Here is a 26,226-nt window from a genome sequence, read left to right on the forward strand (position 1 = left end):
GCGAGATCACTACCGCCCGCCACAACAAGATCACCACCCATCTGCGGGCGGCTGGCCTCGGCGCGCTGGCGGACCTCGGCTTCGTCGGTCTGGACGACGACCCCGACGACCCGGTGATCGTCACCGACCGCAAGGCCACCCGAGGCCACCCGCTGACCGCTGCACAGAAGGAGGCGAACCGGCTGGTCAGCCGCGAGCGCGCGGCGAACGAGCACGGCTTCGCTGACCTCAAGAACTGGCGGATCCTCACCAAGGTCCGCATGAACGCCCGGCACGCGACCACGCTCCTGCGGGCCCTGCTCGTGCTGACGAACGCTGAGGTCCAGCGCTGACAAACGATCACCTACCGACGATCACGCCTCCGACCCGCACGAGCACCCCAGCCCCGACCCACACCAGCCCCGCGACCAGCGACTTCAGGATGAAAACTGCTCACTGGGGTCGGAGCAGGTCTCGGCCTCGCCACCGCGCGTGAGTACTGTCCCCGTGGTGATATGGCCGTTCAGGCCGTGATCCAAGGTCATGATCGTGACCCTACCGATCAGGTATGACAAGAGCAGCGCGCGAGCACGCTGTCGCCGCCGAGCGCGCGGAACGGCCTCAAGCTCCTCGTGAGGGCACTGTGCTCATCGTGGACGGAACCTCGTCCCCACCCGCTGGCGTTCGGCGTCTGAAGCAGTGGCGGGGCCCGGCCGCCAGATACGACAAGAGCGCCGTGTCTACCGAGCAGTCGCCACCCTCGCCCCACTCCTCCTGTGGGCCTGATCCTTTGACGACACTGCCTAGGGCTTGCGGCCCACCGCGGCCCAGATCCCGGTGAAGGCGTCATCCTCCTGCTCCGGCCGCTCGGGCCGCCAGAGCGGGGCGGTGACGATCCCCGGCTCGACCAGCTCCAAGCCGTCGAAGAACCGTGAGACCTGCTCCCTGCTGCGCAGCGTGAGCCGCTCGGTGGCGGCGCAGTAGACGGCGGGGCCGCGGCCGGCCTGCGCGGGGCTGATGAAGTCGGCCGTACCGTGCGAGAGCGCCAGGTAGCTGCCCGAGGGCAGCGCGTCGACCAGGGTGCGCACGATGCCGTACGGGTCGGACTCGTCGTCCACGAAGTGCAGGATCGCGAAGAGCAAAAGCGCCACCGGCTGCCCGAGGTCGAGCAGTTCGTGGACCCGTGGCTCGGCCAGGATCCCCGCCGGGTCCCGCAGATCGGCCTGCACCACGGTCGCGCTGCCGTGGCTGGCCCCGGCCAGCAGCGCGCGGCTGTGCACCAGCACGATCGGGTCGTTGTCCAGGTACGCCACCCGGGCGTCGGGATGGACCTGCTGGGCGATCTCGTGGGTGTTGCCGGCGGTCGGGATCCCGGTGCCGATGTCCAGGAACTGCTTGACGCCCTGCTCTGCCAGGTACCGCACGGCCCGCTGCAGGTACGCCCGGTTCGCCTGTGCGCTGAGCCGCACCCGCGGGCTGATCGCCATGACCTTCTCGGCGGCGGCCCGGTCGGCGGGGAAATTGTCCTTGCCGCCCAGGTAGTAGTCGTACATCCGGGCCGGGTGGGGCACGTCTGGCCGCAGGTCGGTGGGCTCCTGGCCGTCCTCCTCGGAGGCGGACATCCAGTCCAGGGCGGTCTCCTGATCATCAGTCACGCGGCGAAGCATATAGTCCGGTCAACGGCCTGGGGAGGGACGGCGACCGTGCAGGTGGGAGACGCAGCGGCCCCACCAGGGTTCTCCCTGGTGGGGCCGCTGAGCTGAGTGACTGTGGGTCAGAAGGCGATGGGCAGTGCTGCCGTCTGCACGCCGGTGACGAAGGCCTGCCAGGCCTCGGCTCGGAAGACCAGCGCGGGACCGTGCGGGTCCTTGGAGTCCCGGACGGCCATGCCGCCGGTGACCACGCGCCCGGTTTCCACGCAATCGCTCTGGGCGCCTGAGTAGGAGGATTTGTACCAGGCAAGCCGGGCTGCAGCTGAGGACGGGGGGAGGTTGCTCGTCATGATCTAGACCATTCCTTTTGCGATGCGCTCGATCAGCGCGATTGACTCGGTGCGTGGCAGCGATTCGGCAAGAGCACGGCGGAACAGGTTGGAGTACTTGAACACCTCGTCCGGCTCTTCGATGTAGAGCGTGCTGAGCAGGCTGTCCACATAGGCCACGTCCGTCTCCGTCGTCTCCGGGAAGCTCAGGATGACAACCGGCCCGAACAGAGCGGCGTGCACGTCCGAGGCTTCTGGCAAGACCTGGATATTGATGTTCGGGTTGTCGGAGGCCGAAGTAAGGAAATCGAGCTGACCGCGCATCACCGACGGGCCGCCGATCTGATGCTTGAGCACGGACTCCGAGAGAACCACCCACAGGCGCAGAGGTGCGTTCCGCGTCAGCACCGAGCGGCGTTCCTGGCGGACTTTGGTAAGGGTCTCAACCTGCTGGGGCGTCGCATCCTCTATCTGGGCACGGACCACGGCCCGCGTGTAGTCCTCGGTCTGCAAGAGCCCGGGCACGAGAAGGGTCTGGATGCTGTACGCGTCCGAAGCGTCAGCTTCCAGCGCGATGTAGTCGGCATAAAGCGGAGAGAGCGTCTCGGAGTACCGGTCCCACCAGCCGCGCAGCCGCCCCTCGCGGGACAGTGCCTCCAGTCCTGCTCGCGTGCCTGAGTCATGAACGTCATAAAGATCGAGGAGCAGGCGCAGGTCGACAAGTCGGACCCCTGACTGTGCCGCCTCGATCCGGCTGATCTTGCTCTCGGCGCAGGCAAGCTGCTGCGCTGCCTGGGCAAGAGTCATCCGCTTGGCCGTCCGTAGCTCCTTGAGCGTTCGCGCGAGCCGCCGCTGACGGACAGTCGGATTCCTGTTCACCGGCACGTTGGACCTCCCCTCGGGTGTGGCTCGTAAGTCTGCCCTCCTCCGAGCGGGACAACAATCTTTAACGGCTTCCAAAGTGGGGACTTGCACCATAGGAACATCCAGGAGGATGCTACGGGGAGTGGAGAACTCCACGACAGACCGTGATCATGACGGTTCGTCACCGGGCATCCCTGTGCCCGCGCCGGCCGTCACCCCAGGGCGCGTCATCCCGCGCCGCTTCCTCAACCAGCCGCGCCGCAAGGGAGCTTCGCCATGCCCGAACCGCTCACCACCCCGCCCGCCCCCAGCGGGCGCGATCACTGCTGGCTGCCGCGCAGCCCCCGTTCCCCGGCCCTGGCGCGGCACCTGCTGCGCGAGTTCCTGTCGCGTGTCCCGAGCGGCGAACGCTTCGTGGAGGATGGGGTGTTGGTGCTCACCGAATTGGTCGGCAATGCCTTCCGTCACGGCACCCCGCGCGGCAACCTGATCAAGATGGGCCTCGAAACCGACGGCGAGCTGCTCTGGCTCTGGGTCGAGGACGTGTCCCGCAAAGCGCCGCAGCTGCGCGTCACGGCCGACGGCGAAGCCGGACGCGGCCTGCTCCTGGTCGACAAGCTCTCCCACAAGTGGGGCTGGGGCCCGCGCGGCGGGCACGGCAAGCGCGTCTGGGCAGTCATCGAGCCCGGACCGGCGGTGGCGTAGTGGGCCCGGATCCCGTGGTGGAAGGCAGTCTTGAGACTGAAGAGCAGTGCATGGCACGCGAGCTGCGCGAGTGGGCGGAAGCCGCCCTCGACCAGCTCGACGACGCCTTCAAGGTGGCCGAACTGCCGCCCCTGCTGGGCGTCCGGATCACCACCCTGATGCGCGAGGGCGTTCATGTCGAGCTGGGCGGCTGCAACATCCGCACTGTTCAAGCGCTTACGGCCTTCGTCCTGGCGCACGCGCGGTGCCTGGGCCGGGTCCAGCGAGGTGAGATCGTGCCCACTGGGCTGGCCCAGCTGCCCCGTGTGCGCGGTGAGATGAGACCCGGCGATGAGTAGCCGCGCGCCGGCCGGGCCGATCCCGTTGCCGCCCCGGCACCAGTGGCGACTCGGACGGTGCGCCTGCTGCGATCGGCACACCTTGGTCGCCCCTGGGCCGCAAATCACCGTTGACGACGCCAAGTTGGTCACCTTGCCGTACTGCGTCGACGGCTTCGAGCGAGCATCACGCTACGTCCACCGGATGAGGATGCGCGCGACGCTCCGCCACGATCAGGGGACCCCGTGAACCCCCGCTCGCACACGGCGTTCCTGGCCCGCGCGGCCCGCGCGTCGGCCACCGACATCCCAGCTGAACGGAGCACCTGAAGTGCCCAGTGAGCCCCCCACCCTTGCCGCCATGATCGAGCTGCCCAGCACCGAGCCGAGTGACGGGTCCCGCGGCAGCCTCGACCGCCCGTTCGACCGACTCGAAGCGCTCGCCGACCTTGCCGCGCTCGGTCGGCAGCTCGACCACCAGGTGACCCGTCCCGGGGGCGCCGTAACTGCCGAGTTGGACACCACGCTCACCGTGATGCGCGCCGTCCACGGCCGGATCGTGGCCGAGCTGGGCGCGGCGCTGAAGATCAGCTGACCGAGGGCGCTCACCGTCCGCCAGGACCTGCGCACCCACGCGCCGGCCGCCGCGTCGTCGGAGGGGTCCTTCGAGTCGCGGACGGGCAGGCTGTCGGAGAACCCGCCCGCGACCTCATGGAAGGCGCGATAGCTTGAAGATCAAGCTAGTACGCGTGGTGGACCTGCCAGAACGACCAGGCGTCACACGGACTGCCGTAGGTGGTGTTCATGTAGCCCAGGCCCCACTTGATCTGGGTCGCGGGGTTGGTCTGCCAGTCCGAGCCGACCGAGGCCATCTTGGAACCGGGCAGCGCCTGCACCAGGCCGTACGCGCCGGAGGAGGGGTTGCGGGCGGTGACGTCCCAGCCGCTCTCGCGCGTGACGATGTTGCTGAAGCACTGGAACTGGGTGCTGTCCATCATCCCGGCCGCGATCGACTGCGGCGAGCCCCCGGTGGACGAGCCGACGGGCGGCGCGGAGTTCGTGGTGGCGAGCTGCGACGTGGCCGCGGCGCGGGCGGCAGCCTGCTGGGCGGCGGCGGCAGCGTCGGCCTTGGCCTTCGCGTCGGCGGCGGCCTTCTGCGCCGCGGCGGCGTCGGCAGCCGCCTTGTCGGCGGCGGCCTTGGCCTGCGCGTCGGCGGCGGCCTTCAGCCGGGCGGTCTCCTGCGCGGCCTTCTGCGTGGCGAGGTCGGCCGCCTGCTGCTGAGCCGAGGACTGGACGGCGAAGTTGTCGCTGATGGTCTGCGCCTGGGTGGCCGACGGCACGTCCGCGAGCAGGGTGGACCCCGCGACGTCGACCGACTGAGCGGGCGCGGCCTCGCTGCTCGACGACACACCCACGACGGCACCGACTGCGGTGACTGCGGTGGCGGAGGCCACAGCAACTCCCCGGACCGAGATCCGAGTCACATGGTTTCCTTCCAGCGTCGACCCCGCGTGACCGTGAGGACGCAACATGCCCTGGTCACTGGCCTCCACCTGATACTGGTCACGGGAGACACTGGCCCGGCGCCCGAGTGCCGGACGAGCCGGTGCGGGCAAGGAGTTCGGGCGGCGTACGGACCATCGGTATTCAGTTGACGCCCAACACACGGGCCGTACGCGGGGCCTGACAGAAGTTTCACCATGCCGCAACCGGGCAACGGTACGCAATTCCCGGCTGCGTGGCGAAGCTCACACCAGCCCCGAAGTGAAGATCGGTCGCACGGCCGCGAGCGGGACCATCGCGACTTTCTGCCAGGGGTGTAACGGCGCAGGTACCAAGGAACACTGACCGCATGAGCGATGACGAGCAGGAGCCATCAAGCCCGGGATTCGTCCAGTTCCGCATGCAGTGCCCCAACTGCAGCCAAGGGGTTCGCACGCGGGCCCGGATGGGGATCAGGTCCTCCGTCCGCCACGAGGGAGAGAACATCGTCGCGGTCGGCACGAGCTTCGTACCGGAGACGTGCGCCGACTGCGACGGCGACGGCTGGCTGCCGCTCGGGTCGGGGGAGTGGAAGCGGCGGCCCAAGTCGGCACCCGACACTGCCTCCTGATCAGCCCGGCTCTGCTCGAAACAGCTGGACTCCTGTAGTTTCCGGTAGTTTCCGGGCGGGGGAACGGTCAGCGCTCCTGCCCGATCGGCCGGACGATCACCGTGTTGACGTCCACCCCCTGCGGCTGCCCGAGCGCCCACACGATCGAGGACGCGACCTGGTCCTCCGTCAGCAGTGAGGTGGCCGGCGTCCCGCCTTCGCGCTGGTCCCAGAACGCCGTCTCCACCCGTCCGGGGGCGATCAGGGTGACGCCCACGCCCGAGTCGGTCACCATCAGCCGGGTGTTCTCGGCCAGGCCGCGCACCGCCCACTTGGTGACGCCGTAGAGGTTGCCGGGCGAGTTGATGAAGCCGGCGACGCTGCCGACCAGCACGATCCGCCCGCGCGACCGCGTCAGTTCGGGCAGCGCGGCCTGGACCAGCAGGGCCGGCCCGAGCACGTTGGTGAGCACCATCTCGCGCCAGCCGGCCGGGTCGCCGTCGGCCAGCGTGTCGTGGGTGGAGAAACCGGCGTTGGCCACGGCGTGGTCCAGCCGGCCGAACCGTTCGACGGTGGCCGCCACTGCCGCGCGTACGGCGTCGGGGTCGGCGGCGTCACCGGTGATCGTCAGCAGTGCCGCCGGTTGCCCGACCTCCTCGGCGAACCGGCGCAGCCGCTCCTCACCGCGTGCCGTCACCGCCACCCGGTGCCCCAGCTTGAGCAACTGCCGGGCCGCCGCGGCGCCGATGCCGCTGCTGCCGCCGGTGATCAGGGTGACTGGAGAGTCCGTCATCTTCATCAGCTCCTGCGTGTGCGTGTACGTGTGCGTGTGCTTGTGAAAGCCCGTCAGGAGTTCGAGTCCACCACTTGAAGTGCACTCCATGTCAACCGCCGCGCCGCCGACCGGCCCGCGCCATGCGTGCCTTGACCTCAAGCGGGCTTGATGAGCGAGGATGCTGACGAGAGCTCGAGTCGATCAAGGAGCGTCAGCATGCGCGCAGTCTGGTTGAAGCGGTTCGGTGACCCCTCCGTCCTCGTCCCCGGCGAGGCACCCGACCCCGTCCCCGGCCCGGGCCAGGTGCTGATCGACGTCGCGTACGCCAACATCACCTTCGTGGAGACCCAGTTCCGGGCCACCGGCACGGGCCCGTTCCGCGCCACGCCGCCGCTGATCCCCGGCAACGGCGTCGGTGGCACGGTCGGCGCGCTCGGGGACGGTGTCGACCCGGCGCTGCTCGGCCGGCAGGTGGTGACCGGAACCGGGGGCTCCGGTGGCTATGCCGAGCAGGCCGCCGTCCCCGCCGAGGGGCTCTTCGCCGTCCCCGACGGCCTGGCGCTGGACGTGGCGGTCGCGTTGCTGGCCGACGGGCGCACCGCCGTGATGCAGCTGCGGGCCGCCGAGGTGGGCCCCGGGGACCGGGTGCTGGTCGAGGCGGCCGGGGGTGGGGTCGGCAGCCTGCTGGTCCAGCTCGCCAAGGCGGCCGGCGCCACGGTGGTCGCGGCGGCCGGTGGTGCCCGCAAGCTGGAGCTGGCCCGCGAGTTGGGTGCGGATCATGCCTTCGACTACCGCGAGTCCGACTGGGTCGAGCGGATCGAGCGGGAGGTGGGCGGCGTGGACGTGGTCTTCGACGGCGTGGGTGGCGCGATCGGGCGGGCCGCCTTCGGGTTGCTGCGGCCGGGCGGCCGGATGGACAACTTCGGCCTGGCCGGCGGCGAGTGGTCGGCGATCCCCGAGGAGAGGGCCGCCGCCCGTGGGGTGCGCCTGGTCGGCGCCGACCGCAGCCCCGAGCAGCTGCGCGCCTGCACCGAGTACGCCTTCGCCGAGGCCGCCGCCGGCCGGCTGCGCCCGGTGATCGGCCAGCGCTTCCCGCTGGAGCGGGCCGCCGAGGCGCACGCGGCGATCGAGTCCCGGGCCACCCTGGGCAAGACCCTGCTGGAGACGGGCCGCTGATGGCCGGCACCCGACTGCACCCGATCAGCCGGGCCCGGCTGACCACTGAACTCGCTGACCGGATCGAAGGGTTGATCCCAGCGGACGGCGGCGCCTGGCCCCGGATCGCGGTGGACGGCGCGCCGGCGACCGGTCCCGGGCAGCTGGCCGACGCCCTCGCCGAGGAGCTGATGCTGCGCGGTCGGCCGGTGCTGCGGGTGCGGTCGCGCTCGTTCCTGCGCCCCGCCTCGCTGCGGCTGGAGTACGGGCATCAGGACGCCGACGCCTACCTCGATCTCTGGCTGGACGACAACGCGCTCTTCCGCGAGGTCTTCACCCCGCTGGACCCGGGCGGCACCGGCCGGGTGCTGCCCGATCTGCGCGACCCGGAGACCGACCGCGCCACGCGCAGCCCGTATGTCGAACTCGCTCCCGGCACCGCACTGCTGATGGATGGTCAGTTCCTGCTCGGACGCTGGTTCCCGTTCGACCTGGTGGTGCACCTGCGGATGTCCGAGGCGGCGCTGCGGCGACGCACCCCGCAGGAGGAGCAGTGGACGCTACCGGCCTTCGTCCGCTACGAGGAGGAGGTGCGCCCGGAGGAGGCGGCCGAAGTCCTGGTCCGGTCCGATGATCCGGCCCACCTGGCGTGGAACCAGGGCTGACCGGGGGCGAGTTGGTGGGACGGCTGCGAACCATCACTCCTGTGGGTGATGGTCGTGGCCGAACTGTCATGCCACGCTGGATGCCTGAGCCACACCGCTGAAGGGACGCCACATGTTTCTCGGCAAAACCATGTCCGGCCTCGGCCTCACCCTGCTGACCGTGACCCTCACCGCGTTCGCGACGATCATGCCGGCCGCCGCCGCGAGCGGCCCGGCCGCCCGGCCCATGCCCCGCGCAGCCGGCGCGGTCCTGACCGGCGCCAGCGTCAGCTTCCACTCCGACCACGACCAGAAGGACCGTGACACGCTGGTCACCGTCACGGTTCGCGACATCAACGGCACCACCGACGCCCGGATCTCCAGCACCTTCGGTCAGTTCGACCAGTACAGCGACGTCGGTCCGTTCCAGCTCACCGTGCTCAACCACGGCTCGTGGGAGTCGCTCAAGGGCTCCGCCACCACCCTGCGGATCGACCCGCACGGCAACAACCACTGGGAGCCGAGCCTCTACGTCGACCTGGTCTTCAGCGACGGCTCCCACCTCTCCTCCGACTGCCCGTTCCTCGACCTCGACCAGGAGTCGCGCCAGGTGTCCTGCGGCATCTCCTGAGCCATGAGCCATGAGCCATGAGCTACGAGCCCTGGCTGACGATTCGTCAGATCTGCCACTCGATGGGAACCCGGCCGGGCGCGTCACCAGGGGAGCGGCCGGCCGGGGCCGGTGGCAGCGAACTGACGGTTCGTCAGGCGTGCGTGGTCGAGCCGGGACGCAGCACCATCAGCACCGTCACCACGGCCCAGAGCAGCGCGAACAGCCCGGTGCTCGTGGTCAGCAGCTTCAGGCCGCCGAACGCGCGGACCGGATCGGCGTCCGCCTCGCCCGCGAGCGCGCTGACCACCGCCTCCTGCCGGGGCAGCACCAGGACCATCAGCACCAGGGCGGCGATCGCCGTGAGCACCAGCGAGGTGATCAGCCAGGGGCTGCCCATGACCCCCATCACCTGCGCCGTGCCGATCCCGAGCACCGGCACCGCGAGCCCGATCACCGCGTAGACCTGGGTGATCCGGTACAGCAGCCGTACCGACGCCGCCGCCTCCGGATCGGCCGCGGCGGCGGTCCCGCCGTCCTCGGCCACCGCCAGGGCAGCCTTCGCCTTGCGTGGGAACATGCTCGCCGCCACCGTCACCGGACCGATCGCGATGATCGCGGCCAGGACGTGCAGGCTCAACAGAAACTTGGCCATGGTGATCGACAGCCTTCGTGCTTTCCCGAGCGGCGGGCGGAGCCCGGGGGCCACGAGTCGCGGCGGCCCCGCCCGGCACGCTAACACCCGCCTGCTCGGCCTCGGACGGGCGGTCCACTTGAACGCTGTGCCGACCCGACCCGACCCGACCCGACCGGTCCGCACGCACCGGTCGGGCCGCTCGGCTCAGGTCACCGCACCGCGCACGCTGAACCGCTCGGCCCGCCACTCGCCGCTCGCCAGCACCTCGCGCAGCGCCTGCGCCGCGTCCCAGACCTCGGTGTAGGAGAGGTACAGCGGGGTGAAGCCGAACCGCATCAGGTCCGGCGCCCGGAAGTCGCCGATCACCCCGCGCTCGATCAGTGCCTGGACCACCGGGAACGCCTCGGGGTGCCGGACCGCCACCTGGCTGCCGCGCAGCTCCGGCTGACCCGGCGTCACCACCTCCAGCCCGTCGGCCCGGCACTGCTCGATGAAGAGCCCGGTCAGCGCCAGGCTCTTGGCCCGCACCAGCTCCAGGTCGACCCTGTCCCAGATCTCCAGGGTGGCCCGCAGCCCGGCCAGCGCGAGCAGCGACGGGAAACTGGTGAGGAACCGCCCGATCCCCTGGGTGGGCCGGTAGTCGCTCTCGAAGGCGAACGGCGCCGCGTGCGAGAACCAGCCGGTCAGCGGCTGCTCGACGGTGTCGTGGTGGCGCGCCGCCGCGTACAGGAAGCCCGGCGCGCACGGCCCGGCGTTCAGGTACTTGTAGGTGCAGCCGACCGCGAAGTCCACCTCGCAGGCCGTCAGGTCGATCGGCAGCGCGCCCGCCGAGTGGCACAGGTCCCAGATCATCAGCGCGCCGGCCCGGTGCACCTTGGCGGTGATCGCGGCCATGTCCAGCAGTCGCCCGGTGCGGTAGTCCACCTGGGAGAGCACCACGACGGCGACGTCGTCGTCCAGGTGCGCGTCCAGGTCGTCCACCGAGGGCAGCAGCACGCTGCGGCCGCCCTCGAAGAGCCCGGTGACCCCCTCGGCGATGTACAGGTCGGTCGGGAACGAGTCCCGCTCGCCGAGCACGGTGCGCCGCCCGGGGCGTAGCCGCAGTGCGGCCGTCAGCAGCTTGAACAGGTTGACCGAGACGCTGTCGCAGACCACCACCTCGCCCGCGCCGGCGCCGACCAGCGGTGCGATCCGGTCGCCGAGCCGGTAGGGCAGGTCGATCCAGCTGTGCTTGTTCCAGCTGGTGATCAGGTCCTTGCCCCACTCCTCCTCGACGGTCCGCCGGACCACCTCGGGAGTGCGTACGGGCAGCACGCCGAGCGAATTTCCGTCCAGGTAGGTCCCGTTGGCCGGGAGCGTGTACTCGGCGCGGAAGGCCGCCAGCGGGTCGGCCGCGTCCAGCGCCAGGCACTGCTCGCGCGAGCTCGGGATCGTCGCCAGGTCAACGCTCACAACTCACCTCGTACGGTCCACAGTTCCGGGAAGACATCCTGATCGGCCGCGGCCTTGAGCCAACTCAGGCCGCTGGAACCGCCGCTGCCGGGCTTGGCGCCCATCGAGCGCTTCACCGAGGCGTAGTGGCGCTGCCGCCACCGGGTGACCCGCTCGGCGGTGTCGAGCAGGGCCTCCGCCAGCACCACGAGTTCGGCGTGCGCGGGGTCGGTGTAGACGGTGCGCCAGGCGGCCTCCAGCTGCGGGCTCGCGGTGTACCGCTCGGGGCCCACGTTCGGCGTGACGGCGAAGCCGCGGCGGGCCAGCAGCGCCACCACGTCGTCGTACAGTCCGGGTCGGGCCAGCGCGTCGGACAGCTCCCGGTGCGTCTCGGGTGCGCCCTGGTACATGGCCAGCAGCCGGTCGGACTTGTTGCCGAGCAGGAACTCCAGCCGCAGGTAGGCGGAGGACTGGAAGCCCGAGGCCTCGCCGAGCAGCGGGCGGAAGGCGCTGAACTCGACCGGGGTGAGCGTGGCCAGCAGGTCCCAGGAGCTGTTCAGCACGTCCTGCGCGTTGGCCCCGCGGCGCAGCGCGGCCAGCGCCCCCGGCAGGTCGTCGGCCCGCAGCGCGCGCTGGGCCAGCTCCCACTCGTGCCGCAGCAGGTCGAAGAGCAACTCCATGACCTGGGTGGTGACGATGAACGACAGCTCGGCGTCCACGGTGCTGCGCGGCTGCTGCAGGGTGTGCAGCACGTCCAGCCGGGCGTATCGCTCGTACGGTGTCGCGCCGCTGGTCAGCGGGTCGGCGATGGCGTCCTCGCGGACGGGGTCGAACGCCAGGTTCGGCGTCTGGACGGTGGACCGGGACATGATCGTGCTCCCCCTCGATGGCAGGTGGGGACTATTGTGCGGCGGGCCACCGCGGCTCTTGAATGGGCGACGGAGACCCGATCGGTGAGTCGGCCTTGCGTTCGCAAGGTCTTTTCTCCGTCGGCCTGCCGCTCGGAAAGGAACCCGGAAACATCATGGCCCTGGATGCCCTGGACCGCCGCCTGCTCGCCGAGCTGCAGGCCGACGCGCGGCTCTCCTACAACGAATTGTCCCGCCGGGTGAGCCTCTCCGCCCCGGCCGTCGCCGAGCGGGTACGCCGACTGGAGGCGGAGGGCGTGATCGACGGCTACCACGCGCACGTCGACCTGGCCCGGGCCGGACTGCCGATCACCGCGCTGGTGCAGGTGCAGTGCTACGGCCCGCGCTGTCTGCTGCGCGATCCCTCGGTCGCCGCCTGGCCCGAGGTGCTCCAGCTGCACCGGGTGACCGGCGGGGCCTGCTGCGTGCTGCTGGTGGCGGTGGCGGAGATGGCGAGCTTCGAGGAACTGGTCGACCGGCTGGCGGCCTACGGGCAGCCGAGCAGCTCGATGATCCTCTCCAGCCCGGTGCCCTGGCGCCCGGTCACCGCGCCCTGAGCCACCTGAGCCATCAGTGCCCGCCGGAGGTGGGCAGGTGCACCCCCAGCCCCTGCAGCCCGTTCAGGAACAGCTCCACGCCGACCGCCGCGAGCAGCAGCCCGAGCAGTCGGGAGAGCACCTCCAGCGAGGTCCGGTGGGTGAGCCGCAGCAGCGGGGCCAGCGCCAGCACGCAGACGGTGTTGATCGCCACCACCGCCAGGTAGGCGCCCGCCACGGTGAACCGCCAGCCCCAGTCCTCCTTGGTCAGCGACTCCACCAGCACCGCCGTCATCGCCAGCGGGCTCGCCACGTACGGCAGCAGCAGCTCGCGCACCCCGTCGGCCATCGGGTTGTTCAGCGTCTCGTCGTCATCATCGCTCGCACCGCCCAGGTGCAGGCCGAGGACCAGCCCGACCGCGTAGAGGAAGAAGATCACCCCACCGGCCAGCTGCAGCGACTCGTCGCTGATGTGGAAGAAGTTGGTGAGCGCGTCCGCGCAGAACGCCATCAGCACCCCGACCAGCGCCGCCAGCAGGGAGCTGAGCACCACCAGCTTGCGCATCTCCGACACGCTGCGGGTGCGGGTCAGCTCGGCGTAGGCCAGCAGCACCTTGGGCGGGCCGACCACGGCGAAGAAGGTGACGAACGTGCTGCTCAGATCCAGGGTCGACATTCCCCCAGGATGCTCGAGACCCGCCGCGCCGCACCGGCGCCGCACCGGCGGGTCAGCGCAGCCGGACCGTGACGCCCGTCTCACCGAGCAGCTCGACCACCGCCCACGCGTACCCGGGCGGCAGCTGCGGCGAGTGCTCGGCCGTCGCCCAGTCGTGCCAGACCAGGGTGAACGGCGGCACCGGGCCGAAGCCGCCGCGCAGGCAGTCGGCGAGTGCGTCCAGGTTGCTCCCGTAGTAGCCGTCCGGACCGTTTAGTGCCGTGCCGAGCGCCGTGTACAGCCCGGACCGGTCGGTGGCGGTGGCGCCGTCCAGGTGGAACTCCATCGCTGACTCCCTCGGGTGCTCTGCTCCAGCGTCCCCCGGATGGCCTGCCCCGGTCGAGGAGCCGTGCCGGGTCGGCTGGGATGGAAGGCGGGGGCTGAGAGATGAGGACACCACCATGGGCTGCGTCAACCGCACGGACCTCGGGCTGCTCGCCCTGCGCACCGCCGTGGGCGGTGTGCTCTTCGCACACGGTACCCAGAAGTTGTTCGGCTGGTTCGGCGGCGGAGGCCTGGAGGGCACCGCGGCCGGCATGGAGGCGATGGGGTTCAAGCCGGGCGGGCAGAGCGCGCTGGCGGCCGGCCTCGGTGAGGCGGGCGGCGGCGCGCTGCTGTTCGCCGGGCTGGCCACGCCGGTGGCCGGGCCGATCGTGGCCGGCACCATGCTCGGCGCCAGCGTGGTGCACTTCCCGCACGGCTTCTTCGCCGTCAAGGGCGGCTACGAGTACCCGGCGCTGCTCGGCGTCTGCGGCCTGGCGCTCGGCCTCGCGGGCCCGGGCCGGCTCTCCCTGGACCACCTCACCGGCCACCGGCTGAACCGGCCGTGGCTGGGCGCGGTCGCCTTCGCCGCGGCCGCGGCGGGCGCCTTCCAGGTGGTCTGCAAGCGCGAGCGCGGCATCCGCGAGTCGGCGGCGCGGGCGATGGAGGGCGAGCCCGAATAGCGGTGCGAGCACCGCAGATGACCAGCAAGTGAATTCGGGCCCCTGCCCGCTTGGCGTCTACAGATCTGTAGTACGTTCTCGCGGGGAGGGGCTTGAGGCGCTCTACGCACGCCTCGGTACGCTGTCGCCCTCCGACGATTCCGTACCAGTGCTGAAGGTGTGCGATGTCCCTGACCTACCCGGAATCGATCGGCGTGGGGCTGCTGCAAGGCGTCACCGAACTCTTCCCGGTCTCCAGCCTGGGACACAGCATCCTGATCCCCGCGCTGATCGGCGGCAGTGTCCAGAAGGACCTGAACGTCACGACCGCCACCTCGCCGTACCTGTCGGTGCTGGTCGGCCTGCACCTGGCGACCGCGCTGGCGCTGGTGCTCTTCTTCCGCAAGGACTGGGCCCGGGTGATCCGCGGGCTGTTCACCTCCATACGCGAGCGCCGAATAGAGACCTCCGAGCAGCGGCTGGCCTGGCTGCTGATCGTCGGCACCATCCCGGTCGGCCTGGTGGGCCTGGTCGCCGAGAAGGCACTGCGCGACGCGCTCGGCAAGCCGGTGGTCGCGGCGGTCTTCCTGGCACTGAACGGTTTCGTCCTGCTCGGCGCCGACCGGCTGCGCCGCGGCGGCGGCGGGCGCCGCCGGGCCGGCGCGCAGGGCGCGCACACGCCGGGCGTCGACCCGGCCATCGAGTCGGACCGCCGGCTGGCCCGGCTGAGCTTCCGCGAGGGCATCTGGATCGGCGCCGCGCAGATCATCGCGCTGCTGCCGGGCATCAGCCGCTCCGGCGTCACGATGAGCACCGGCATCCTGCGAGGCCTCAACCACGAGGACGCGGCCCGCTTCTCCTTCCTGCTGGCCACCCCCGTGATCGGCGCGGCCGCCGTGCTCAAGATGCCCGAGCTGCTCAAGCCGGAGAACGCCGGGATCCGTGGGCCGCTGCTGGTCGGCTCGATCTGCGCCTTCGTGGCCGGCTACATCTCGGTGAAGTTCCTGACCAAGTACTTCGAGAACCGCAGCCTGACCCCGTTCGCGATCTACTGCCTGCTGGCGGGCGTCGGCAGCGCGGTCTACCTGAGCATCTGACGCCCTCAGCGGGTGACGGCGAGTCGCGGCTGACGGTGTGTCACCTGGATGCGTCCGCCCGCTGGCGGCGGGCCGGGTCGGCGCCGAAGGTGAGGCCATGGACCACCGCCACACTCCGCCGCTGCGCCAGCTCGCCCCCCGCCGTCCGCGCGCCCGTCGGGCACATCTCGCCCCGATCACCCTGGTGATCGGGGCGGCGCTGTGCGTGGGCGGCGCGCTGGCCGGCTGCTCCTCCAGCTCCAGCAAGCCGGCCACCTCGACCGTCTCCGCCGCCGCCAGCGCGGCCCAGTCGCTCGCCTCGCAGGCCGCCTCCGCGGCGCAGTCGATCGCCTCCCAGGCCGGCTCGGCCGGCAGTTCCGTCTTCTCCCAGGGCGCCTCCGCGGCCAGCAGCCTGGCCACCGCCGGATCCTCCGCGCTCGCCTCCGCCCAGTCCGCTGCCGCCTCCGCGCTGGGCAGCGCCACCGGCGGCTTCGACGCGAGCGGCGACGTCTCGCTCGGCCAGGTCACCGTCGACTCCGCCAGCCGTGCCCAGGTCCCGGTCACCGTCGTCAACCACCAGTCCCAGGCTGAGCGTTACACGATCCTGATCAACTTCAAGGATGCCGCCGGCACCCTGCTGGACACCGTGCCGGTCAACGTCGGCCCCGTTCAGCCGGGCGCCACCGCGGCCGTGACGGCGACCAGCGTCCAGGTGGTCTCGGGCACCGTGACAGCGAGCGTGGGGAGCGCGCTGCGGTACTGAGGCGCGGTCTGCTCAGCACTGCTCCACCAGCGCCAGGAACCGCCGCCCCGTCCGCGTGACGTCCGCGGCGGTCCACTCCAGCGCCTCGGCGGCGATCATGACCTCGGACATGGCCAGCCCCGGGGCGCGGTCCTCCCAGTAGTCGACGAACCAGAGGCCCTCGGTCTCCGCGAGGGTGAGGGCGGCCCGGTTCAGGGCGGCCGCCGGGTGGGGGAGCCAGAGCTGGAACTCGTGGGTGTGCGGGCGCTCGGGGTTGATCCGGGCGCCGGGGAGCTCGGCCAGCGCGGCGGCGACCGTGCCCGCGTGGCGGACCTGGTCGGGCAGCCGGGGCAGCTCGCGGTCCAGGCCGTCCAGCGCGGCGAGGGCGGCGGGCCACTGCTGGTAGAGGTTGCCGCCGTGGCGGTGACGCCAGGCGCGGGCGTAGGCGGTCAGCTCGGTGTCCCCGGCCAGTGCCGCGCCGCTCAGGCCGCGCAGGGTCTTGTAGAAGGAGACGTAGACGCTGTCGGCGAGTGCCGATATCTCGTCAAGTCCCTTGCCGAAGTGGCTGGTCGACTCCCAGAGCCGGGCTCCGTCGAGGTGCACGCGGGCGCCGGCGGCCCGGGCCGCCCCGGCCAGTGCGACCAGCTCGTCCCAGCTCGGCAGCAGGTAACCGGCGTCGCGCAGCGGGAGTTCGACCGCCAGGGTGCCGAACGGCTCGCCCAGCGCGGTGAGTTCCTCGGCGGTGAAGTGGCGCGGTTCGCTGGTCGGCCACAGTCCGCGCAGCCCGGTCAGCTGGCTGTAGGCCTGGCGCTCCCAGCGCTCCAGGTGGGCCAGCGGGTGCAGCGCGACGGCTCGGCGTCCGGTCAGCTCGGCGCCGTGGCGCAGCGCGATCTGCTGGGCCATCGTGCCGGTCGGGAAGAAGACGGCGTCCGGCTTGCCGAGCAGCGCGGCGACCCGCTCCTCCAACCGCCGGACCGGGCCGTCGCCGTAGAAGTCCGGCTGGCCGTCCAGACCCTCCAGCGCGCCCAGTGCCGCCAGCCGCTCGCGCATGGTGGCCGGCCGGGTGCCGGAGAGGATGCGGCGGCTGGCGCGTCGGGCGGCCAGGCGGCGGGCCCCGAGATCGTCGTTCATCCGCCGATTGTCGGTGGTCAGGTCGGGCGGACCAAGCGGTTTTCGTAGGCGAAGACCACCGCCTGGACCCGGTCCCGCAGGCCGAGCTTGAGCAGGATCCGGCTCACATGGGTCTTCACCGTGGCCTCGGCGAGGAAGAGTTCGGCGGCCACCTCGGCGTTCGACAGGCCGCGGGCGACCTGGACCAGCACGCTGCGCTCGCGGGTGGTCAGCGCCTCGATGGCGCTCTCGGCGCGGTCCGGCGAGCCGCCGTCGGCGGGCAGTTGGGAGGCGAAGGTGTCCAGCAGCCGGCGGGTGATCCGGGGCGCCACCACCGCGTCGCCCGCCGCCACGCTGCGGATCGCGCTGAGCAGTTCGGCCGGCTGGGCGTTCTTCAGCAGGAAGCCGGAGGCACCGGCCCGCAGGCCGGCGAAGGCGTACTCGTCCAGATCGAAGGTGGTCATGATGAGCACCTTGGTGTCGGGGGAGTCCTCGACGATCCGGCGGGTGGCCTCGATGCCGTCCATCCCGGGCATCCGGACGTCCATCAGCACCACGTCCGGGCCCTGCTCCAGGGTCAGGCGCACCGCCTCGGCGCCGTCCGCGGCCTCGCCGACCACCGTCATGTCCGGCTGCGAGTCGAGGACCAGGGTGAAGGCGACGCGCAGCAGCGGCTGGTCGTCCACCAGCAGGACGCGGATGGTCATCAGGTGGCTTCCTGGAGGTCGGGGACGGTGTCGGCGGCCGGGTGCGGATCGGGGCCGAGGTCGAGCGTGGCGGCCACCTGCCAGCCGCCCTGCGGCAGCGGCCCGGCCAGCAGGCCGCCACCGTACGCGGCGACCCGCTCGCGCATCCCGGACAGGCCGTGCCCCGGCTCGCCGAGCAGCTCGGCCGGTCCGAAGGGGGCGCCGGGCGGGCGCAGCGCGATGCCGTCGTCGCGCACCTCCACCGTCACCAGGTCCGTCGTGCAGTCCACGGTGACCTGGGCCCGGGCGCCGGGCGCGGCGTGCTTGAGGGTGTTGGTGAGCGACTCCTGGACCAGCCGGTAGACGGTCAGTTGGGCGCCGGGGGAGAGGCCGGCGGCCTCGCCGGTCAGCCGCAGCTCGGTGGGCAGGCCGGCGGCCCGGACCTGGGCGGCCAGTGCGGCGAGCTGGCCCAGGCCCGGCTGCGGGTGGCGCAGCGCGTCGGGCTCGTCGGCCCGCAGCACGCCCAGGAACCGGCGCATGTCGGTGAGCGCCTGGCGTCCGGTCTCGGCTGACTGGCGCATCGCGGCGGTGGCCTTCTCCGGGGCGATCGGGTTGGCGTAGACGGCGCCGTCGGCGAGCGCGACCATCACCGAGAGGTTGTGCGTGACGATGTCGTGCATCTCGCGGGCGATCCGGGAGCGCTCCTCGGCGACCGCGAGGGCGGCCTGCTGGTCGCGCTGGCGCTCCAGCTCGCGGGCCCGGGCGCGCAGCGCGCGCAGCTGGGACCGGCGGGCCCGGACGTTGAGGCCGAGCACGGCGGCGGCCGTGGTGGCGCCGGAGAGCATGAAGGCGGCCTTGAGCCAGGTCTCCACCGGGTCGACCAGGGTGACCGCGTGGCGCAGGTCGGAGACCGCCAGCAGCACGCCGAGCTCGGCGATCAGATACCCGAGCACCGTGCGGCGACGGGTGCAGTGCGCCGCCACGCTGTAGAGCGCGAGCAGCACCGCGATGTCGGCGGGCATCGGCTGGTAGACCAGCCACTGGAGGAAGGCGACCCCGGCGATCACCCCGAAGACCGTCAGCGGGGCCCGGCGGCGGAAGGCGAGCGGCAGGATCAGCGCGAGCTGCAGGATCCAGACCCACGGATGGACCCGCAGCTCCCGTCCGTGCGCCGCGCTGGCCAGCGCCAGCACGGCCAGCGCGAAGGCGAGGTCGACGGCGATCGGGTAGCGCTCGTCGAGCATCCAGCCCCGCAACGCGGCCAGCCCTCGGGCGGCGCCGGGAAAGCGCCGCCCGAGGGCTGCCGGGAGCTGGTCGAGCGAAGTCATCGCGCCATTGTGCAACGGATGCGGCCCGGCCTGTCGTGCGTGGTCACGCGTCGCGCCGCTTGAGCACCGTGGCAGCCCCGATCAGGGCGAGGACCACGTAGATCCAGAGCACGCCGTAGCCGGTCCACGGCGCGAGCGTGCCCGGGTCCGGGTTGAGCGTGGCGACCGCCTGGCCGGCCGCGCCGGGCAGGTACGGGCTGATGTGGCTGCTCCAGTTGGACGGCAGCACCTCGACCAGGGTGGGCAGCACCAGCAGCACGCCGAAGATCGAGGCGATGCCGCCGGCGGTGTTGCGGATCATCGTGCCGACCGCGACCGCGAAGATGCCGATCGCCGTGAGGTACAGCGAGGTGCCGACGACGGTGCGGGCCACCCCGGCGGCCGACAGCGAGGTCTGCACGTTGTGGCTGGAGAGCACCGCCTGGCCGCCGAAGAAGGCGACGAACGCGGTGATCAGGGTCACCACGAAGGTCACCGCTCCGAAGACGCCCGCCTTGGCCCAGAGCACCGGCAGGCGGCGCGGCACGGCGGACACCGAGGCACGGATCATGCCGGTGCTGTACTCGCCGCTGACCACCAGCACGCCGAGCACGCCGACGGCCAGCTGGGCCGCCAGGTAGCCGCGCAGGCTGCGGTCGGCGGCGTTGATCGAGAAGCCGTGGTCGCGCACGTCGGGGTGGTTCAGGTGGTCGATCGCGCCGTAGCAGGCGAGCAGGCCGAAACCGACCATGAAGACCACCGCGGCCAGCAGCGTGAAGTAGCTCGAGCGCAGCGTACGGAACTTGATCCACTCGGAGTGGACCACCCGCGGCAGCGTGACCGGGCCGCCGACCGACGGGCGGGCCTGGACGGCGGTGGGGGTGGCGGTGCTCATGCTGCGTGCTCCTCGACCAGCGTGCGGGGGGCGACCACGGCGTCGTACTCGACGGCGTCCTTGGTCATTTCCATGAAGGCCTCCTCCAGCGAGGCCTTCTGCGGCGTCAGCTCGAAGAGCGTCAGGCCGTGTTCGGCGGCCAGCCGGCCGACCCGCTCGCTGTCGACGCCGTCCACGGTCAGCACCTGGACGTCCTCGCCGTCGGTCACGCTCACGCCGGGCAGCTCACCCAGCAGTTCGGCCAGCCGCACCGAGTCGGGGGTGCGCACCAGCACACCGCCGCGCGAGGCGCGCTCGGTGAAGTCGGCCACCGAGGTGTCCGCGATCAGCTGCCCGCGGCCGATCACGATCAGGTGCTCGGCGGTCAGCGCCATCTCGCTCATCAGGTGCGACGAGACCAGCACCGTGCGGCCTTCGACCGCAAGGGACTTGAGCAGGTTGCGGATCCACAGGATGCCCTCGGGGTCGAGGCCGTTGACCGGCTCGTCGAGGATCAGCGTGGCCGGGTCGCCGAGCAGCGCGGAGGCGATGCCCAGCCGCTGGCCCATGCCGAGCGAGAAGCCGCCGGCCCGCTTCTTGGCGACCTGGCGCAGCCCGACCAGGTCGATCACCTCGTCCACCCGGGAGCGCGGGATGCCGTGGGTGGCGGCCAGCGACAGCAGGTGGTTGAAGGCGGAGCGCCCGGTGTGGATCGCGCGGGCCTCCAGCATCGCGCCGACCTCGCGCAGCGGCGCGGCGTGGTCGGCGTAGCGGCGGCCGTTGATGGTGGCGTGGCCGGCGCTCGGGGTGTCGAGGCCGAGCAGCATCCGCATGGTGGTGGACTTGCCGGCCCCGTTGGGGCCGAGGAAGCCGGTCACGATGCCGGGGCGGACCGTGAAACTCAGGTCCTGGACGGCGGTTTTGGGGCCGTAGCGCTTGGTGAGGCCGACGGCTTCGATCATTTTGATCCTCGTGCGAGGGGGCGGACGGGCGACGCTGTCCACGCTAGGCGGCCGAACCGGCGGCCACGAGCCGCGCAGGGAGGAGTCGAACGGCGCAGGGTTGCGACGCCAGATGCAGCGCGACTACATCTCAAGACGGACCTTGCTCCGGATACGGACGTCAGACCGGCCGGTCTTCGTCGCAGGCGGCGCGGCCGTGCAGCGGCCCGGTGTGCGGAACCTTAACGGCAGCTCAAGGGCGGTGGTCGACCCTTGACGCCACGGTTGGTCTAGTCCATTTTAATCGACAGGTGCAGGGAGCTCCTGAGTCACCGTCAGAGCCCTGAATCTCTGGCGGTGGCCCTGGGGCGCTCTGCGCCCGCCCGGTTCCGCGCACGACCCCATGTCATGCCCATGGCGGAGCGGTCCCACCCGCCCCGCCGACCCCCACGGGCCTGACGGTCCCCCACAACCAGGAGTCACGCACCCATGTTGACCCGCACACTCGCCCGGGGAGCCGAGAGCTCGCCGGCCGGCCGCCGCCGCCCCCGGGGCCTGGCGGCGCTCGCCCTCGGCGCCGGTGCCTCGTTGCTGCTCGGCGCGACCCTCTCGCTGAGCGCCGGCGCCACCGCCCAGGCCGCCGCCACCAACACCACCGGCGCGGCCGCCACCAGCGGCGGCCTCAAGGTCGCCTACTTCGACCAGTGGTCGGTCTACGCCAACGGCTACTACCCGAAGACCATCCAGGACACCGGCGTGGCCGGGAAACTGGACTACCTGATCTACGACTTCGAGAACATCGACCCGACCAGCGGGAAGTGCTTCGAGGCCACCAAGGCCGCCTCGCAGGACGACAACAACCCGAACGCCGGTGACGGCGCGGGCGACGCCTTCGCCGACTACGAGAAGTCCTACGACGCCGGCACCAGCGTCAGCGGCACCGCGGACACCTGGAACCAGCCGATCGCGGGCAACTTCAACCAGCTCAAGGAGCTGAAGGCGAAGAACCCGAACCTCAAGATCCTGCTGTCGATCGGCGGTTGGACCTACTCCAAGTACTTCTCCGACGTGGCGGCCAGTGACGCCTCGCGCAAGGCCTTCGCCTCCTCCTGCATCGACATGTTCATCAAGGGCAACCTGCCCACCGACGCCGGCTTCGGCGGACCGGGCTCGGCGGCCGGCATCTTCGACGGCTTCGACATCGACTGGGAGTACCCCGGCGGTGGGGGCCACACCGGCAACCACGCCGCCCCGGCCGACAAGCAGAACTACACTGCCCTGCTCGCCGAGTTGCGCTCCGAGCTGGACGCCCAGGGCAAGGCGGACGGGAGGACCTACGCGCTGAGCGCGGCGGTCGGCGCGGGCCAGGACAAGATCCAGAACTACGAGACCGACAGGATCGGCCAGTCGCTGACCTTCCTGGACCTGATGAGCTACGACATGCACGGCGCCTGGGACGCGCAGGGCCCGACCAACCACCAGGCCGCGCTCTACTCGGACCCGAACGACCCGATGACCCCGGTCGCACCCGGCACCGCCAAGTACTCGATCGACGAGGCGGTCAAGGCCTGGACGGCCGGCGATCCGCAGTACGGGATCAAGGGCGGCTTCCCGGCCGGCAAGATCAACATGGGGGTCCCGTTCTACTACCGCGGCTGGACCGGAGTACCGGCCGGTGGCGGCAACGGCCTGTTCCAGACCGCGACCGGCCCCGCGACCGGGGCCGCGATGTCCGGCAACGTGAACGGCATCCGGATGTACAAGGAGCTGAACGGCGTCGTCGACAACCCGGCCGACACCTTCTGGGACCCGGTGGCGCAGGCCGCGTACTTCTACGACGGCAGCAACTTCTGGTCCGGTGAGGACGCCCGGTCGATCCAGGCCAAGGCCGACTACCTGCACTGCAACGGCCTGGGCGGGTCCTTCGCCTTCTCGCTGTACGACCTGGGCACCCAGACCGGGCTCTTCGACAAGATGGTGGACGCGACCAACGGCTCCGCCGCGAACTGCCCGGCGCCGCCGACCTCGGCGAGCCCGACCACGGCCGGCCCGAGCGCGTCGAGCAGCGCGAGCCCGACCTCCTCGGCCACCGGCAGCCCGACCACCCTGCCGACCAGCACCGCCAGCGTCACCCCCACCGGCGCCTGCACCGCGCCCGGCTGGTCGGCATCGGCGGTCTACGCCACGGCCGGCACCAAGGTCTCCTGGAAGGGCCACGCCTACACCAACAAGTGGTGGACCACCGGCGACGACCCGACCCTGAGCGGCGCCTGGGGCGCCTGGACCGACAACGGCCCCTGCTGACCGCCGCGCCACCCCGAAAAGCACCGCGGCCCGGACCCGATCACATGATCGGTCCGGGCCGCGGCCCATGCTGTAGGCCCTGAGTCCTACTGCGGCGCCTTCGGCGCGATCACCGAGAAGATCGCGCCCTGCGGGTCCTTGATCGCCGCGATCCGGCCCACCGGCGTGTCCATCGCCGGCACCAGCACGTCGGAGCCCTTGCGGACGGCCGCGTCCACGATGCTGTCCACGTCGTCCACCGCGAAGTAGGTGCCCCAGTGCGAGGGCGTGCCGGGCGGGTGGTTCTGCAGCCCCTGCGCGCCGCCGACGTCCTTGCCGCCGACCTTGAGCATCTGGTAGTCCGGCATCTCCGGCGCCGGGGTGAGCTCGATGCCGAGGGCCTTCTGGTAGAAGCCGGCCGCGGCCTTCAGGTCGGAGGTGGACAGCTCGTTCCAGATCACCGCGCCGGGCTCGTTGACGATCTCCGCGCCGCCGAACTCCACCGTCTGCCAGATGCCGAAGACCGCGCCGGTCGGGTCGGCGGCGGCCGTCATCCGGCCGATCGAGCCGACGTCCATCACCGGGAAGAGCAGCGAGCCGCCGTTCGCGGTGATCTTCGCCGCGGTGGCGTCCGCGTCGGCGGTGGCGAAGTAGGTGGTCCAGACGGTGGGCGGCGGCGGGTTGTCGTCCATCGCCATGGCCGTCATGATGCCGGCCACCGGCTTGTCCTTCAGGGTGAGGACCGCGTAGCCGCCGAACTCCTCGGGGCCCGGCTGGCCCTGCCAGCCGAACAGGTCGCGGTAGAAGTCGATGGCGGCCTGCTGGTCGGGGGCCATCAGGTCGACCCAGCACGGGGTGCCGGGCGGGTACGGGGTGCTGACCACGGGCATGGTTGTCGCCTCCGGGGCGCAGAGTGTGGTGGGGTCCCTCCCGGGTCTCACCTTCACTCCTGACGGAGGCTCGCGCCACTCAACGCGCTAGGGGTTGGTCTGCTCGATCCGGGTCAGCATCCGCAGCAGCAGCTCGGAGAGCACCGTGCGCTCCTCGGGACCGACGTCCTGGAGCAGTTCCTCCTCGAAACCGGCGGCCATCCGCATCGACTCCAGCCACTTGTCGCGGCCGTTCTCGGTGAGCTCGATGATCACCCTTACCCGGTTGGCCTCGTCGCGCTCCCGGGTGACCAGGTCCTCGGCCACCATCCGGTCGATCCGGTGGGTCATCGCCGCCGGGGTCAGCCCGAGCCGCTTGGCCAGCTCGCCGGGTCCCAGCTGGTACGGGCTGCCCGCCACCACCAGCGCCTTGAGCACCTCCCACTCGGCGCTGGTGATTCCGAGCACAGTCAGCTGGCGGCCGTAGGCGGTGCCCAGCCGCCGGGCGACCCGGGACAGCGAGGACACGATGGTCTCCACCTGCGGGTCGACAGTGGGGAACTCCCGCTGATAGACGGCCACTTGCTCGGCGATGTCCAGCTCGGTGCGGGCCTGTGGCGCGGGCCTCGGTGCGCTCATGGCCCCAGTCTCCCATGCTCGGCTGCCTCAGTTAAGCCTTTGACACGACACTCTTCCAGATCTTAGAGTTTAGCTCTGAAATCTTGCAGCCTAAAAGTTCTAAGGGGTGTCTCCATGAAGCAGCAGAAGTACGGCGCGGGTGGCACCCTGCGCCGGGTCCAGCTCGGCAACGCGCTCAGCGCCTTCGGCAGCGGGTTCACCATGCCGTACATGTTCGTGTACGTGGACCAGGTGCGCGGGCTCGGTTCGCTGGCCGCCGGTCTGGTCTTCACCGTCTTCGCGCTGGCCGCGCTCGTGGTGCTGCCGTTCGCGGGGCGCGGCATCGACAAGTACGGGCCGCGTCCGGTGCTGCTGGCCGGCTGCGCGCTGGCGGCCACCGGCGCCTTCTCCTTCGGGCAGGCGAGCGGCACCACCGGGCTGCTGATCGCCTCCTTCCTGTTCGGCGGCGGCGTCACCACCTGCCAGCCCGCGCTGGCCACCATGATCGTGCGCTGCTCCACCGCGAAGACCCGCTCGCACGCCTTCGCGCTGCAGTTCACCCTGGTCAACCTGGGCATGGGCATCGGCGCGCTGGTCGGCGGGCAGATCGTCAACGTGGCCGACCCGGCCAGCCTGACCCGGCTCTTCACCATCGAGGCGCTGACCTTCCTGGGCCTGGCCGCCGTCACGGGCTTCGCAAAGATCCCGGGCCCGGCGCCGATCCTGGTCGCCGACGCCGGGCAGCCGCAGCGCTCCGGGCTGCGCGCGCTGACCGCGGACAAGGCGATGCTGCGGCTCTGCCTGCTGGCCGGGCTGATCTTCTTCACCTGCTACGGCCAGTTCGAGTCGGGCGTGGCGGCCTTCGCCACCGACACGGTCAAGACCGCTCCGGCCACCCTCGGCATGGCGATCGGCGCCAACGCGTTGACCATCGTGGTGCTGCAGATGTTCATGGTGCGGATCACCGCGCGCCGTCGGCGCACCACCGCGATGGCCGCCACCGGCGTGGTCTGGCTCGGCGCCTGGGGCGCGGCGCTGCTGGCGGGGCTGATCCGCGGCGAGGCCGCGGCCGCCACCGTCGCGATCGTCTCGATCTACGTGCTGTTCGGCGTCGGCGAGTCGATGCTGGCCCCGACCCTGGGCCCGATCGTTGCCGACCTGGCCCCGGCCCGGCTGCTGGGTACCTACAACTCGGCCTTCGCGCTGGTCAAGCAGACCGCGATCGCGGTCGGCCCGGCGGTCGGCGTGCTGCTGGTCGGCTCCGGCACCTGGCCGCTCTACCTGGCCGCGATGACCGCCTGCACGCTGCTGATCATCGTCCTCGCGCTGCGGCTGCGTCCGCACCTGACCCCGGCCCAGGACAACGCCGAGGCGCCCGCTCCGGTGACCGTGCCGGTCCGCGAGCTCCAGACGGCGGCATGAGAGGGTGACGGGTGAGACCGCCACAC

General features: G+C 71.4%; 31 protein-coding genes. 14 read left to right on the plus strand and 17 right to left on the minus strand.

Features of this window, described 5'->3' with window-relative positions:
• Positions 1–332, plus strand: a 332-nt coding sequence (locus P3T41_RS00005) for a transposase family protein (protein WP_280686796.1), incomplete at its 5' end; no start/stop codon positions are given.
• Between the two features lie 450 nt (positions 333–782).
• Here P3T41_RS00005 and P3T41_RS00010 read toward each other — a convergent pair.
• The 3 genes from P3T41_RS00010 to P3T41_RS00020 form a co-directional block, all read right to left on the minus strand.
• Positions 783–1,634, minus strand: a complete 852-nt coding sequence (locus P3T41_RS00010; protein ID WP_348533613.1) for an SAM-dependent methyltransferase — start codon at positions 1,632–1,634, stop codon at positions 783–785.
• 119 nt (positions 1,635–1,753) lie between these two features.
• The gene (locus tag P3T41_RS00015; protein WP_280686797.1) at positions 1,754–1,981 is read right to left on the minus strand and encodes a DUF397 domain-containing protein; all 228 of its coding nucleotides are present in this window, start codon (positions 1,979–1,981) and stop codon (positions 1,754–1,756) included.
• A 3-nt stretch (positions 1,982–1,984) separates the two neighbouring features.
• Positions 1,985–2,845 (minus strand): DUF5753 domain-containing protein, encoded by an 861-nt coding sequence (locus P3T41_RS00020; protein ID WP_280686798.1) that lies wholly within the window; start codon positions 2,843–2,845, stop codon positions 1,985–1,987.
• Between the two features lie 255 nt (positions 2,846–3,100).
• Between P3T41_RS00020 and P3T41_RS00025 the strand changes: the two genes are divergently transcribed.
• From P3T41_RS00025 to P3T41_RS00035, 3 genes are all read left to right on the plus strand, one after another.
• Entirely contained in the window at positions 3,101–3,529 is a 429-nt protein-coding gene (locus P3T41_RS00025) for an ATP-binding protein (protein ID WP_280686799.1), read from the plus strand.
• A 50-nt stretch (positions 3,530–3,579) separates the two neighbouring features.
• Complete coding sequence (locus P3T41_RS00030; protein WP_280686800.1) at positions 3,580–3,867, plus strand: hypothetical protein; 288 nt, start codon at positions 3,580–3,582, stop codon at positions 3,865–3,867.
• 340 nt (positions 3,868–4,207) lie between these two features.
• Positions 4,208–4,441, plus strand: coding sequence for a hypothetical protein (locus tag P3T41_RS00035; RefSeq protein ID WP_280686801.1), 234 nt, complete (start codon positions 4,208–4,210; stop codon positions 4,439–4,441).
• A gap of 145 nt (positions 4,442–4,586) precedes the next feature.
• On the opposite strand, the gene P3T41_RS00040 is transcribed toward P3T41_RS00035, so the two are convergent.
• Positions 4,587–5,255, minus strand: a complete 669-nt coding sequence (locus P3T41_RS00040) for a lytic transglycosylase domain-containing protein (protein ID WP_348533614.1) — start codon at positions 5,253–5,255, stop codon at positions 4,587–4,589.
• 443 nt (positions 5,256–5,698) lie between these two features.
• Between P3T41_RS00040 and P3T41_RS00045 the strand changes: the two genes are divergently transcribed.
• The gene (locus P3T41_RS00045; protein WP_280686803.1) at positions 5,699–5,959 is read left to right on the plus strand and encodes a hypothetical protein; all 261 of its coding nucleotides are present in this window, start codon (positions 5,699–5,701) and stop codon (positions 5,957–5,959) included.
• A 67-nt stretch (positions 5,960–6,026) separates the two neighbouring features.
• Here P3T41_RS00045 and P3T41_RS00050 read toward each other — a convergent pair whose 3' ends face one another.
• Positions 6,027–6,731: an SDR family oxidoreductase gene (locus tag P3T41_RS00050; RefSeq protein WP_280686804.1), complete on the minus strand. Its 705-nt coding sequence runs from the start codon at positions 6,729–6,731 to the stop codon at positions 6,027–6,029.
• Positions 6,732–6,929: 198 nt separating this feature from the next.
• Here P3T41_RS00050 and P3T41_RS00055 point away from each other — a divergent pair, with 198 nt between their 5' ends.
• From P3T41_RS00055 to P3T41_RS00065, 3 genes are all read left to right on the plus strand, one after another.
• Positions 6,930–7,889 (plus strand): zinc-binding dehydrogenase, encoded by a 960-nt coding sequence (locus tag P3T41_RS00055; RefSeq protein ID WP_280686805.1) that lies wholly within the window; start codon positions 6,930–6,932, stop codon positions 7,887–7,889.
• The gene (locus P3T41_RS00060; protein WP_280686806.1) at positions 7,889–8,533 is read left to right on the plus strand and encodes a uridine kinase; all 645 of its coding nucleotides are present in this window, start codon (positions 7,889–7,891) and stop codon (positions 8,531–8,533) included. Before P3T41_RS00055 ends, P3T41_RS00060 begins: the two co-directional genes overlap by 1 nt.
• Before the next feature lie 112 nt (positions 8,534–8,645).
• The gene (locus tag P3T41_RS00065; protein ID WP_280686807.1) at positions 8,646–9,143 is read left to right on the plus strand and encodes a hypothetical protein; all 498 of its coding nucleotides are present in this window, start codon (positions 8,646–8,648) and stop codon (positions 9,141–9,143) included.
• A 133-nt stretch (positions 9,144–9,276) separates the two neighbouring features.
• Here P3T41_RS00065 and P3T41_RS00070 read toward each other — a convergent pair whose 3' ends face one another.
• The 3 genes from P3T41_RS00070 to P3T41_RS00080 form a co-directional block, all read right to left on the minus strand.
• On the minus strand, positions 9,277–9,777 hold the full coding sequence (locus P3T41_RS00070) for a hypothetical protein (RefSeq protein ID WP_280686808.1): 501 nt from the start codon (positions 9,775–9,777) through the stop codon (positions 9,277–9,279).
• A 186-nt stretch (positions 9,778–9,963) separates the two neighbouring features.
• Positions 9,964–11,211, minus strand: a complete 1,248-nt coding sequence (gene kynU / locus P3T41_RS00075) for a kynureninase (protein ID WP_280686809.1) — start codon at positions 11,209–11,211, stop codon at positions 9,964–9,966.
• The gene (locus P3T41_RS00080; protein ID WP_280686810.1) at positions 11,208–12,059 is read right to left on the minus strand and encodes a tryptophan 2,3-dioxygenase family protein; all 852 of its coding nucleotides are present in this window, start codon (positions 12,057–12,059) and stop codon (positions 11,208–11,210) included. Before P3T41_RS00080 ends, kynU begins: the two co-directional genes overlap by 4 nt.
• Positions 12,060–12,214: 155 nt before the next feature.
• Here P3T41_RS00080 and P3T41_RS00085 point away from each other — a divergent pair, with 155 nt between their 5' ends.
• On the plus strand, positions 12,215–12,655 hold the full coding sequence (locus tag P3T41_RS00085; RefSeq protein ID WP_280686811.1) for an Lrp/AsnC family transcriptional regulator: 441 nt from the start codon (positions 12,215–12,217) through the stop codon (positions 12,653–12,655).
• 13 nt (positions 12,656–12,668) lie between these two features.
• Here P3T41_RS00085 and P3T41_RS00090 read toward each other — a convergent pair whose 3' ends face one another.
• Positions 12,669–13,310: a MarC family protein gene (locus P3T41_RS00090; RefSeq protein ID WP_280686812.1), complete on the minus strand. Its 642-nt coding sequence runs from the start codon at positions 13,308–13,310 to the stop codon at positions 12,669–12,671.
• A gap of 52 nt (positions 13,311–13,362) precedes the next feature.
• A complete protein-coding gene (locus P3T41_RS00095; protein ID WP_280686813.1) occupies positions 13,363–13,635 on the minus strand; it encodes a barstar family protein in 273 nt (90 codons plus the stop codon).
• 115 nt (positions 13,636–13,750) lie between these two features.
• Here P3T41_RS00095 and P3T41_RS00100 point away from each other — a divergent pair, with 115 nt between their 5' ends.
• From P3T41_RS00100 to P3T41_RS00110, 3 genes are all read left to right on the plus strand, one after another.
• Entirely contained in the window at positions 13,751–14,293 is a 543-nt protein-coding gene (locus P3T41_RS00100; protein WP_280686814.1) for a DoxX family protein, read from the plus strand.
• Positions 14,294–14,457: 164 nt separating this feature from the next.
• Entirely contained in the window at positions 14,458–15,369 is a 912-nt protein-coding gene (locus tag P3T41_RS00105) for an undecaprenyl-diphosphate phosphatase (RefSeq protein ID WP_280686815.1), read from the plus strand.
• 97 nt (positions 15,370–15,466) lie between these two features.
• The gene (locus P3T41_RS00110; protein WP_280686816.1) at positions 15,467–16,111 is read left to right on the plus strand and encodes a hypothetical protein; all 645 of its coding nucleotides are present in this window, start codon (positions 15,467–15,469) and stop codon (positions 16,109–16,111) included.
• 12 nt (positions 16,112–16,123) lie between these two features.
• On the opposite strand, the gene P3T41_RS00115 is transcribed toward P3T41_RS00110, so the two are convergent.
• From P3T41_RS00115 to P3T41_RS00135, 5 genes are read right to left on the minus strand one after another with little or no spacing between them, the layout of a single operon-like run.
• A complete protein-coding gene (locus P3T41_RS00115; protein ID WP_280686817.1) occupies positions 16,124–17,221 on the minus strand; it encodes a beta-eliminating lyase-related protein in 1,098 nt (365 codons plus the stop codon).
• Positions 17,222–17,238: 17 nt separating this feature from the next.
• A complete protein-coding gene (locus tag P3T41_RS00120) occupies positions 17,239–17,907 on the minus strand; it encodes a response regulator transcription factor (RefSeq protein WP_280686818.1) in 669 nt (222 codons plus the stop codon).
• Positions 17,907–19,214 carry a histidine kinase gene (locus P3T41_RS00125; RefSeq protein WP_280686819.1) on the minus strand — a complete coding sequence of 436 codons (1,308 nt, stop codon included), beginning with the start codon at positions 19,212–19,214 and terminating at the stop codon, positions 17,907–17,909. The genes P3T41_RS00120 and P3T41_RS00125 overlap by 1 nt, the downstream gene beginning before the upstream one ends.
• 43 nt (positions 19,215–19,257) lie before the next feature.
• Positions 19,258–20,088, minus strand: a complete 831-nt coding sequence (locus P3T41_RS00130; RefSeq protein WP_280686820.1) for an ABC transporter permease — start codon at positions 20,086–20,088, stop codon at positions 19,258–19,260.
• On the minus strand, positions 20,085–21,029 hold the full coding sequence (locus tag P3T41_RS00135; RefSeq protein WP_280686821.1) for an ATP-binding cassette domain-containing protein: 945 nt from the start codon (positions 21,027–21,029) through the stop codon (positions 20,085–20,087). The genes P3T41_RS00130 and P3T41_RS00135 overlap by 4 nt, the downstream gene beginning before the upstream one ends.
• A 468-nt stretch (positions 21,030–21,497) precedes the next feature.
• Here P3T41_RS00135 and P3T41_RS00140 point away from each other — a divergent pair, with 468 nt between their 5' ends.
• Complete coding sequence (locus P3T41_RS00140) at positions 21,498–23,312, plus strand: glycosyl hydrolase family 18 protein (protein ID WP_280686822.1); 1,815 nt, start codon at positions 21,498–21,500, stop codon at positions 23,310–23,312.
• An 86-nt stretch (positions 23,313–23,398) separates the two neighbouring features.
• On the opposite strand, the gene P3T41_RS00145 is transcribed toward P3T41_RS00140, so the two are convergent.
• Together P3T41_RS00145 and P3T41_RS00150 are read right to left on the minus strand one after the other, a co-directional pair.
• Positions 23,399–24,181, minus strand: coding sequence for a VOC family protein (locus P3T41_RS00145; RefSeq protein ID WP_280686823.1), 783 nt, complete (start codon positions 24,179–24,181; stop codon positions 23,399–23,401).
• An 87-nt stretch (positions 24,182–24,268) separates the two neighbouring features.
• Entirely contained in the window at positions 24,269–24,799 is a 531-nt protein-coding gene (locus P3T41_RS00150; protein ID WP_280686824.1) for a MarR family transcriptional regulator, read from the minus strand.
• Positions 24,800–24,913: 114 nt separating this feature from the next.
• Between P3T41_RS00150 and P3T41_RS00155 the strand changes: the two genes are divergently transcribed.
• Complete coding sequence (locus P3T41_RS00155; protein ID WP_280686825.1) at positions 24,914–26,200, plus strand: MFS transporter; 1,287 nt, start codon at positions 24,914–24,916, stop codon at positions 26,198–26,200.
• The last annotated feature ends 26 nt before the right edge of the window (positions 26,201–26,226 follow it).

This window comes from Kitasatospora sp. GAS204B, assembly GCF_029892155.1.
In the GTDB taxonomy this organism is placed as follows: Bacteria; Actinomycetota; Actinomycetes; order Streptomycetales; family Streptomycetaceae; genus Kitasatospora.

Bases quoted from the DNA above. Each gene is read 5' to 3' on its own strand.
- P3T41_RS00155 (WP_280686825.1), top strand. From the start codon at position 24,914: ATGAAGCAGCAGAAGTACGGCGCGGGTGGCACCCTGCGCCGGGTCCAG.
- P3T41_RS00060 (WP_280686806.1), top strand. From the start codon at position 7,889: ATGGCCGGCACCCGACTGCACCCGATCAGCCGGGCCCGGCTGACCACT.
- P3T41_RS00035 (WP_280686801.1), top strand. From the start codon at position 4,208: ATGATCGAGCTGCCCAGCACCGAGCCGAGTGACGGGTCCCGCGGCAGC.
- P3T41_RS00090 (WP_280686812.1), bottom strand. From the start codon at position 13,310: ATGTCGACCCTGGATCTGAGCAGCACGTTCGTCACCTTCTTCGCCGTG.
- P3T41_RS00025 (WP_280686799.1), top strand. From the start codon at position 3,101: ATGCCCGAACCGCTCACCACCCCGCCCGCCCCCAGCGGGCGCGATCAC.
- P3T41_RS00135 (WP_280686821.1), bottom strand. From the start codon at position 21,029: ATGATCGAAGCCGTCGGCCTCACCAAGCGCTACGGCCCCAAAACCGCC.
- P3T41_RS00140 (WP_280686822.1), top strand. From the start codon at position 21,498: ATGTTGACCCGCACACTCGCCCGGGGAGCCGAGAGCTCGCCGGCCGGC.
- P3T41_RS00115 (WP_280686817.1), bottom strand. From the start codon at position 17,221: ATGAACGACGATCTCGGGGCCCGCCGCCTGGCCGCCCGACGCGCCAGC.
- P3T41_RS00125 (WP_280686819.1), bottom strand. From the start codon at position 19,214: ATGACTTCGCTCGACCAGCTCCCGGCAGCCCTCGGGCGGCGCTTTCCC.
- P3T41_RS00045 (WP_280686803.1), top strand. From the start codon at position 5,699: ATGAGCGATGACGAGCAGGAGCCATCAAGCCCGGGATTCGTCCAGTTC.
- P3T41_RS00055 (WP_280686805.1), top strand. From the start codon at position 6,930: ATGCGCGCAGTCTGGTTGAAGCGGTTCGGTGACCCCTCCGTCCTCGTC.
- P3T41_RS00015 (WP_280686797.1), bottom strand. From the start codon at position 1,981: ATGACGAGCAACCTCCCCCCGTCCTCAGCTGCAGCCCGGCTTGCCTGG.
- P3T41_RS00065 (WP_280686807.1), top strand. From the start codon at position 8,646: ATGTTTCTCGGCAAAACCATGTCCGGCCTCGGCCTCACCCTGCTGACC.
- P3T41_RS00120 (WP_280686818.1), bottom strand. From the start codon at position 17,907: ATGACCATCCGCGTCCTGCTGGTGGACGACCAGCCGCTGCTGCGCGTC.
- P3T41_RS00085 (WP_280686811.1), top strand. From the start codon at position 12,215: ATGGCCCTGGATGCCCTGGACCGCCGCCTGCTCGCCGAGCTGCAGGCC.
- P3T41_RS00070 (WP_280686808.1), bottom strand. From the start codon at position 9,777: ATGGCCAAGTTTCTGTTGAGCCTGCACGTCCTGGCCGCGATCATCGCG.
- P3T41_RS00105 (WP_280686815.1), top strand. From the start codon at position 14,458: ATGTCCCTGACCTACCCGGAATCGATCGGCGTGGGGCTGCTGCAAGGC.
- P3T41_RS00150 (WP_280686824.1), bottom strand. From the start codon at position 24,799: ATGAGCGCACCGAGGCCCGCGCCACAGGCCCGCACCGAGCTGGACATC.
- P3T41_RS00080 (WP_280686810.1), bottom strand. From the start codon at position 12,059: ATGTCCCGGTCCACCGTCCAGACGCCGAACCTGGCGTTCGACCCCGTC.
- P3T41_RS00130 (WP_280686820.1), bottom strand. From the start codon at position 20,088: ATGAGCACCGCCACCCCCACCGCCGTCCAGGCCCGCCCGTCGGTCGGC.
- P3T41_RS00145 (WP_280686823.1), bottom strand. From the start codon at position 24,181: ATGCCCGTGGTCAGCACCCCGTACCCGCCCGGCACCCCGTGCTGGGTC.
- P3T41_RS00030 (WP_280686800.1), top strand. From the start codon at position 3,580: ATGGCACGCGAGCTGCGCGAGTGGGCGGAAGCCGCCCTCGACCAGCTC.
- P3T41_RS00095 (WP_280686813.1), bottom strand. From the start codon at position 13,635: ATGGAGTTCCACCTGGACGGCGCCACCGCCACCGACCGGTCCGGGCTG.
- P3T41_RS00100 (WP_280686814.1), top strand. From the start codon at position 13,751: ATGGGCTGCGTCAACCGCACGGACCTCGGGCTGCTCGCCCTGCGCACC.
- P3T41_RS00110 (WP_280686816.1), top strand. From the start codon at position 15,467: ATGGACCACCGCCACACTCCGCCGCTGCGCCAGCTCGCCCCCCGCCGT.
- P3T41_RS00050 (WP_280686804.1), bottom strand. From the start codon at position 6,731: ATGACGGACTCTCCAGTCACCCTGATCACCGGCGGCAGCAGCGGCATC.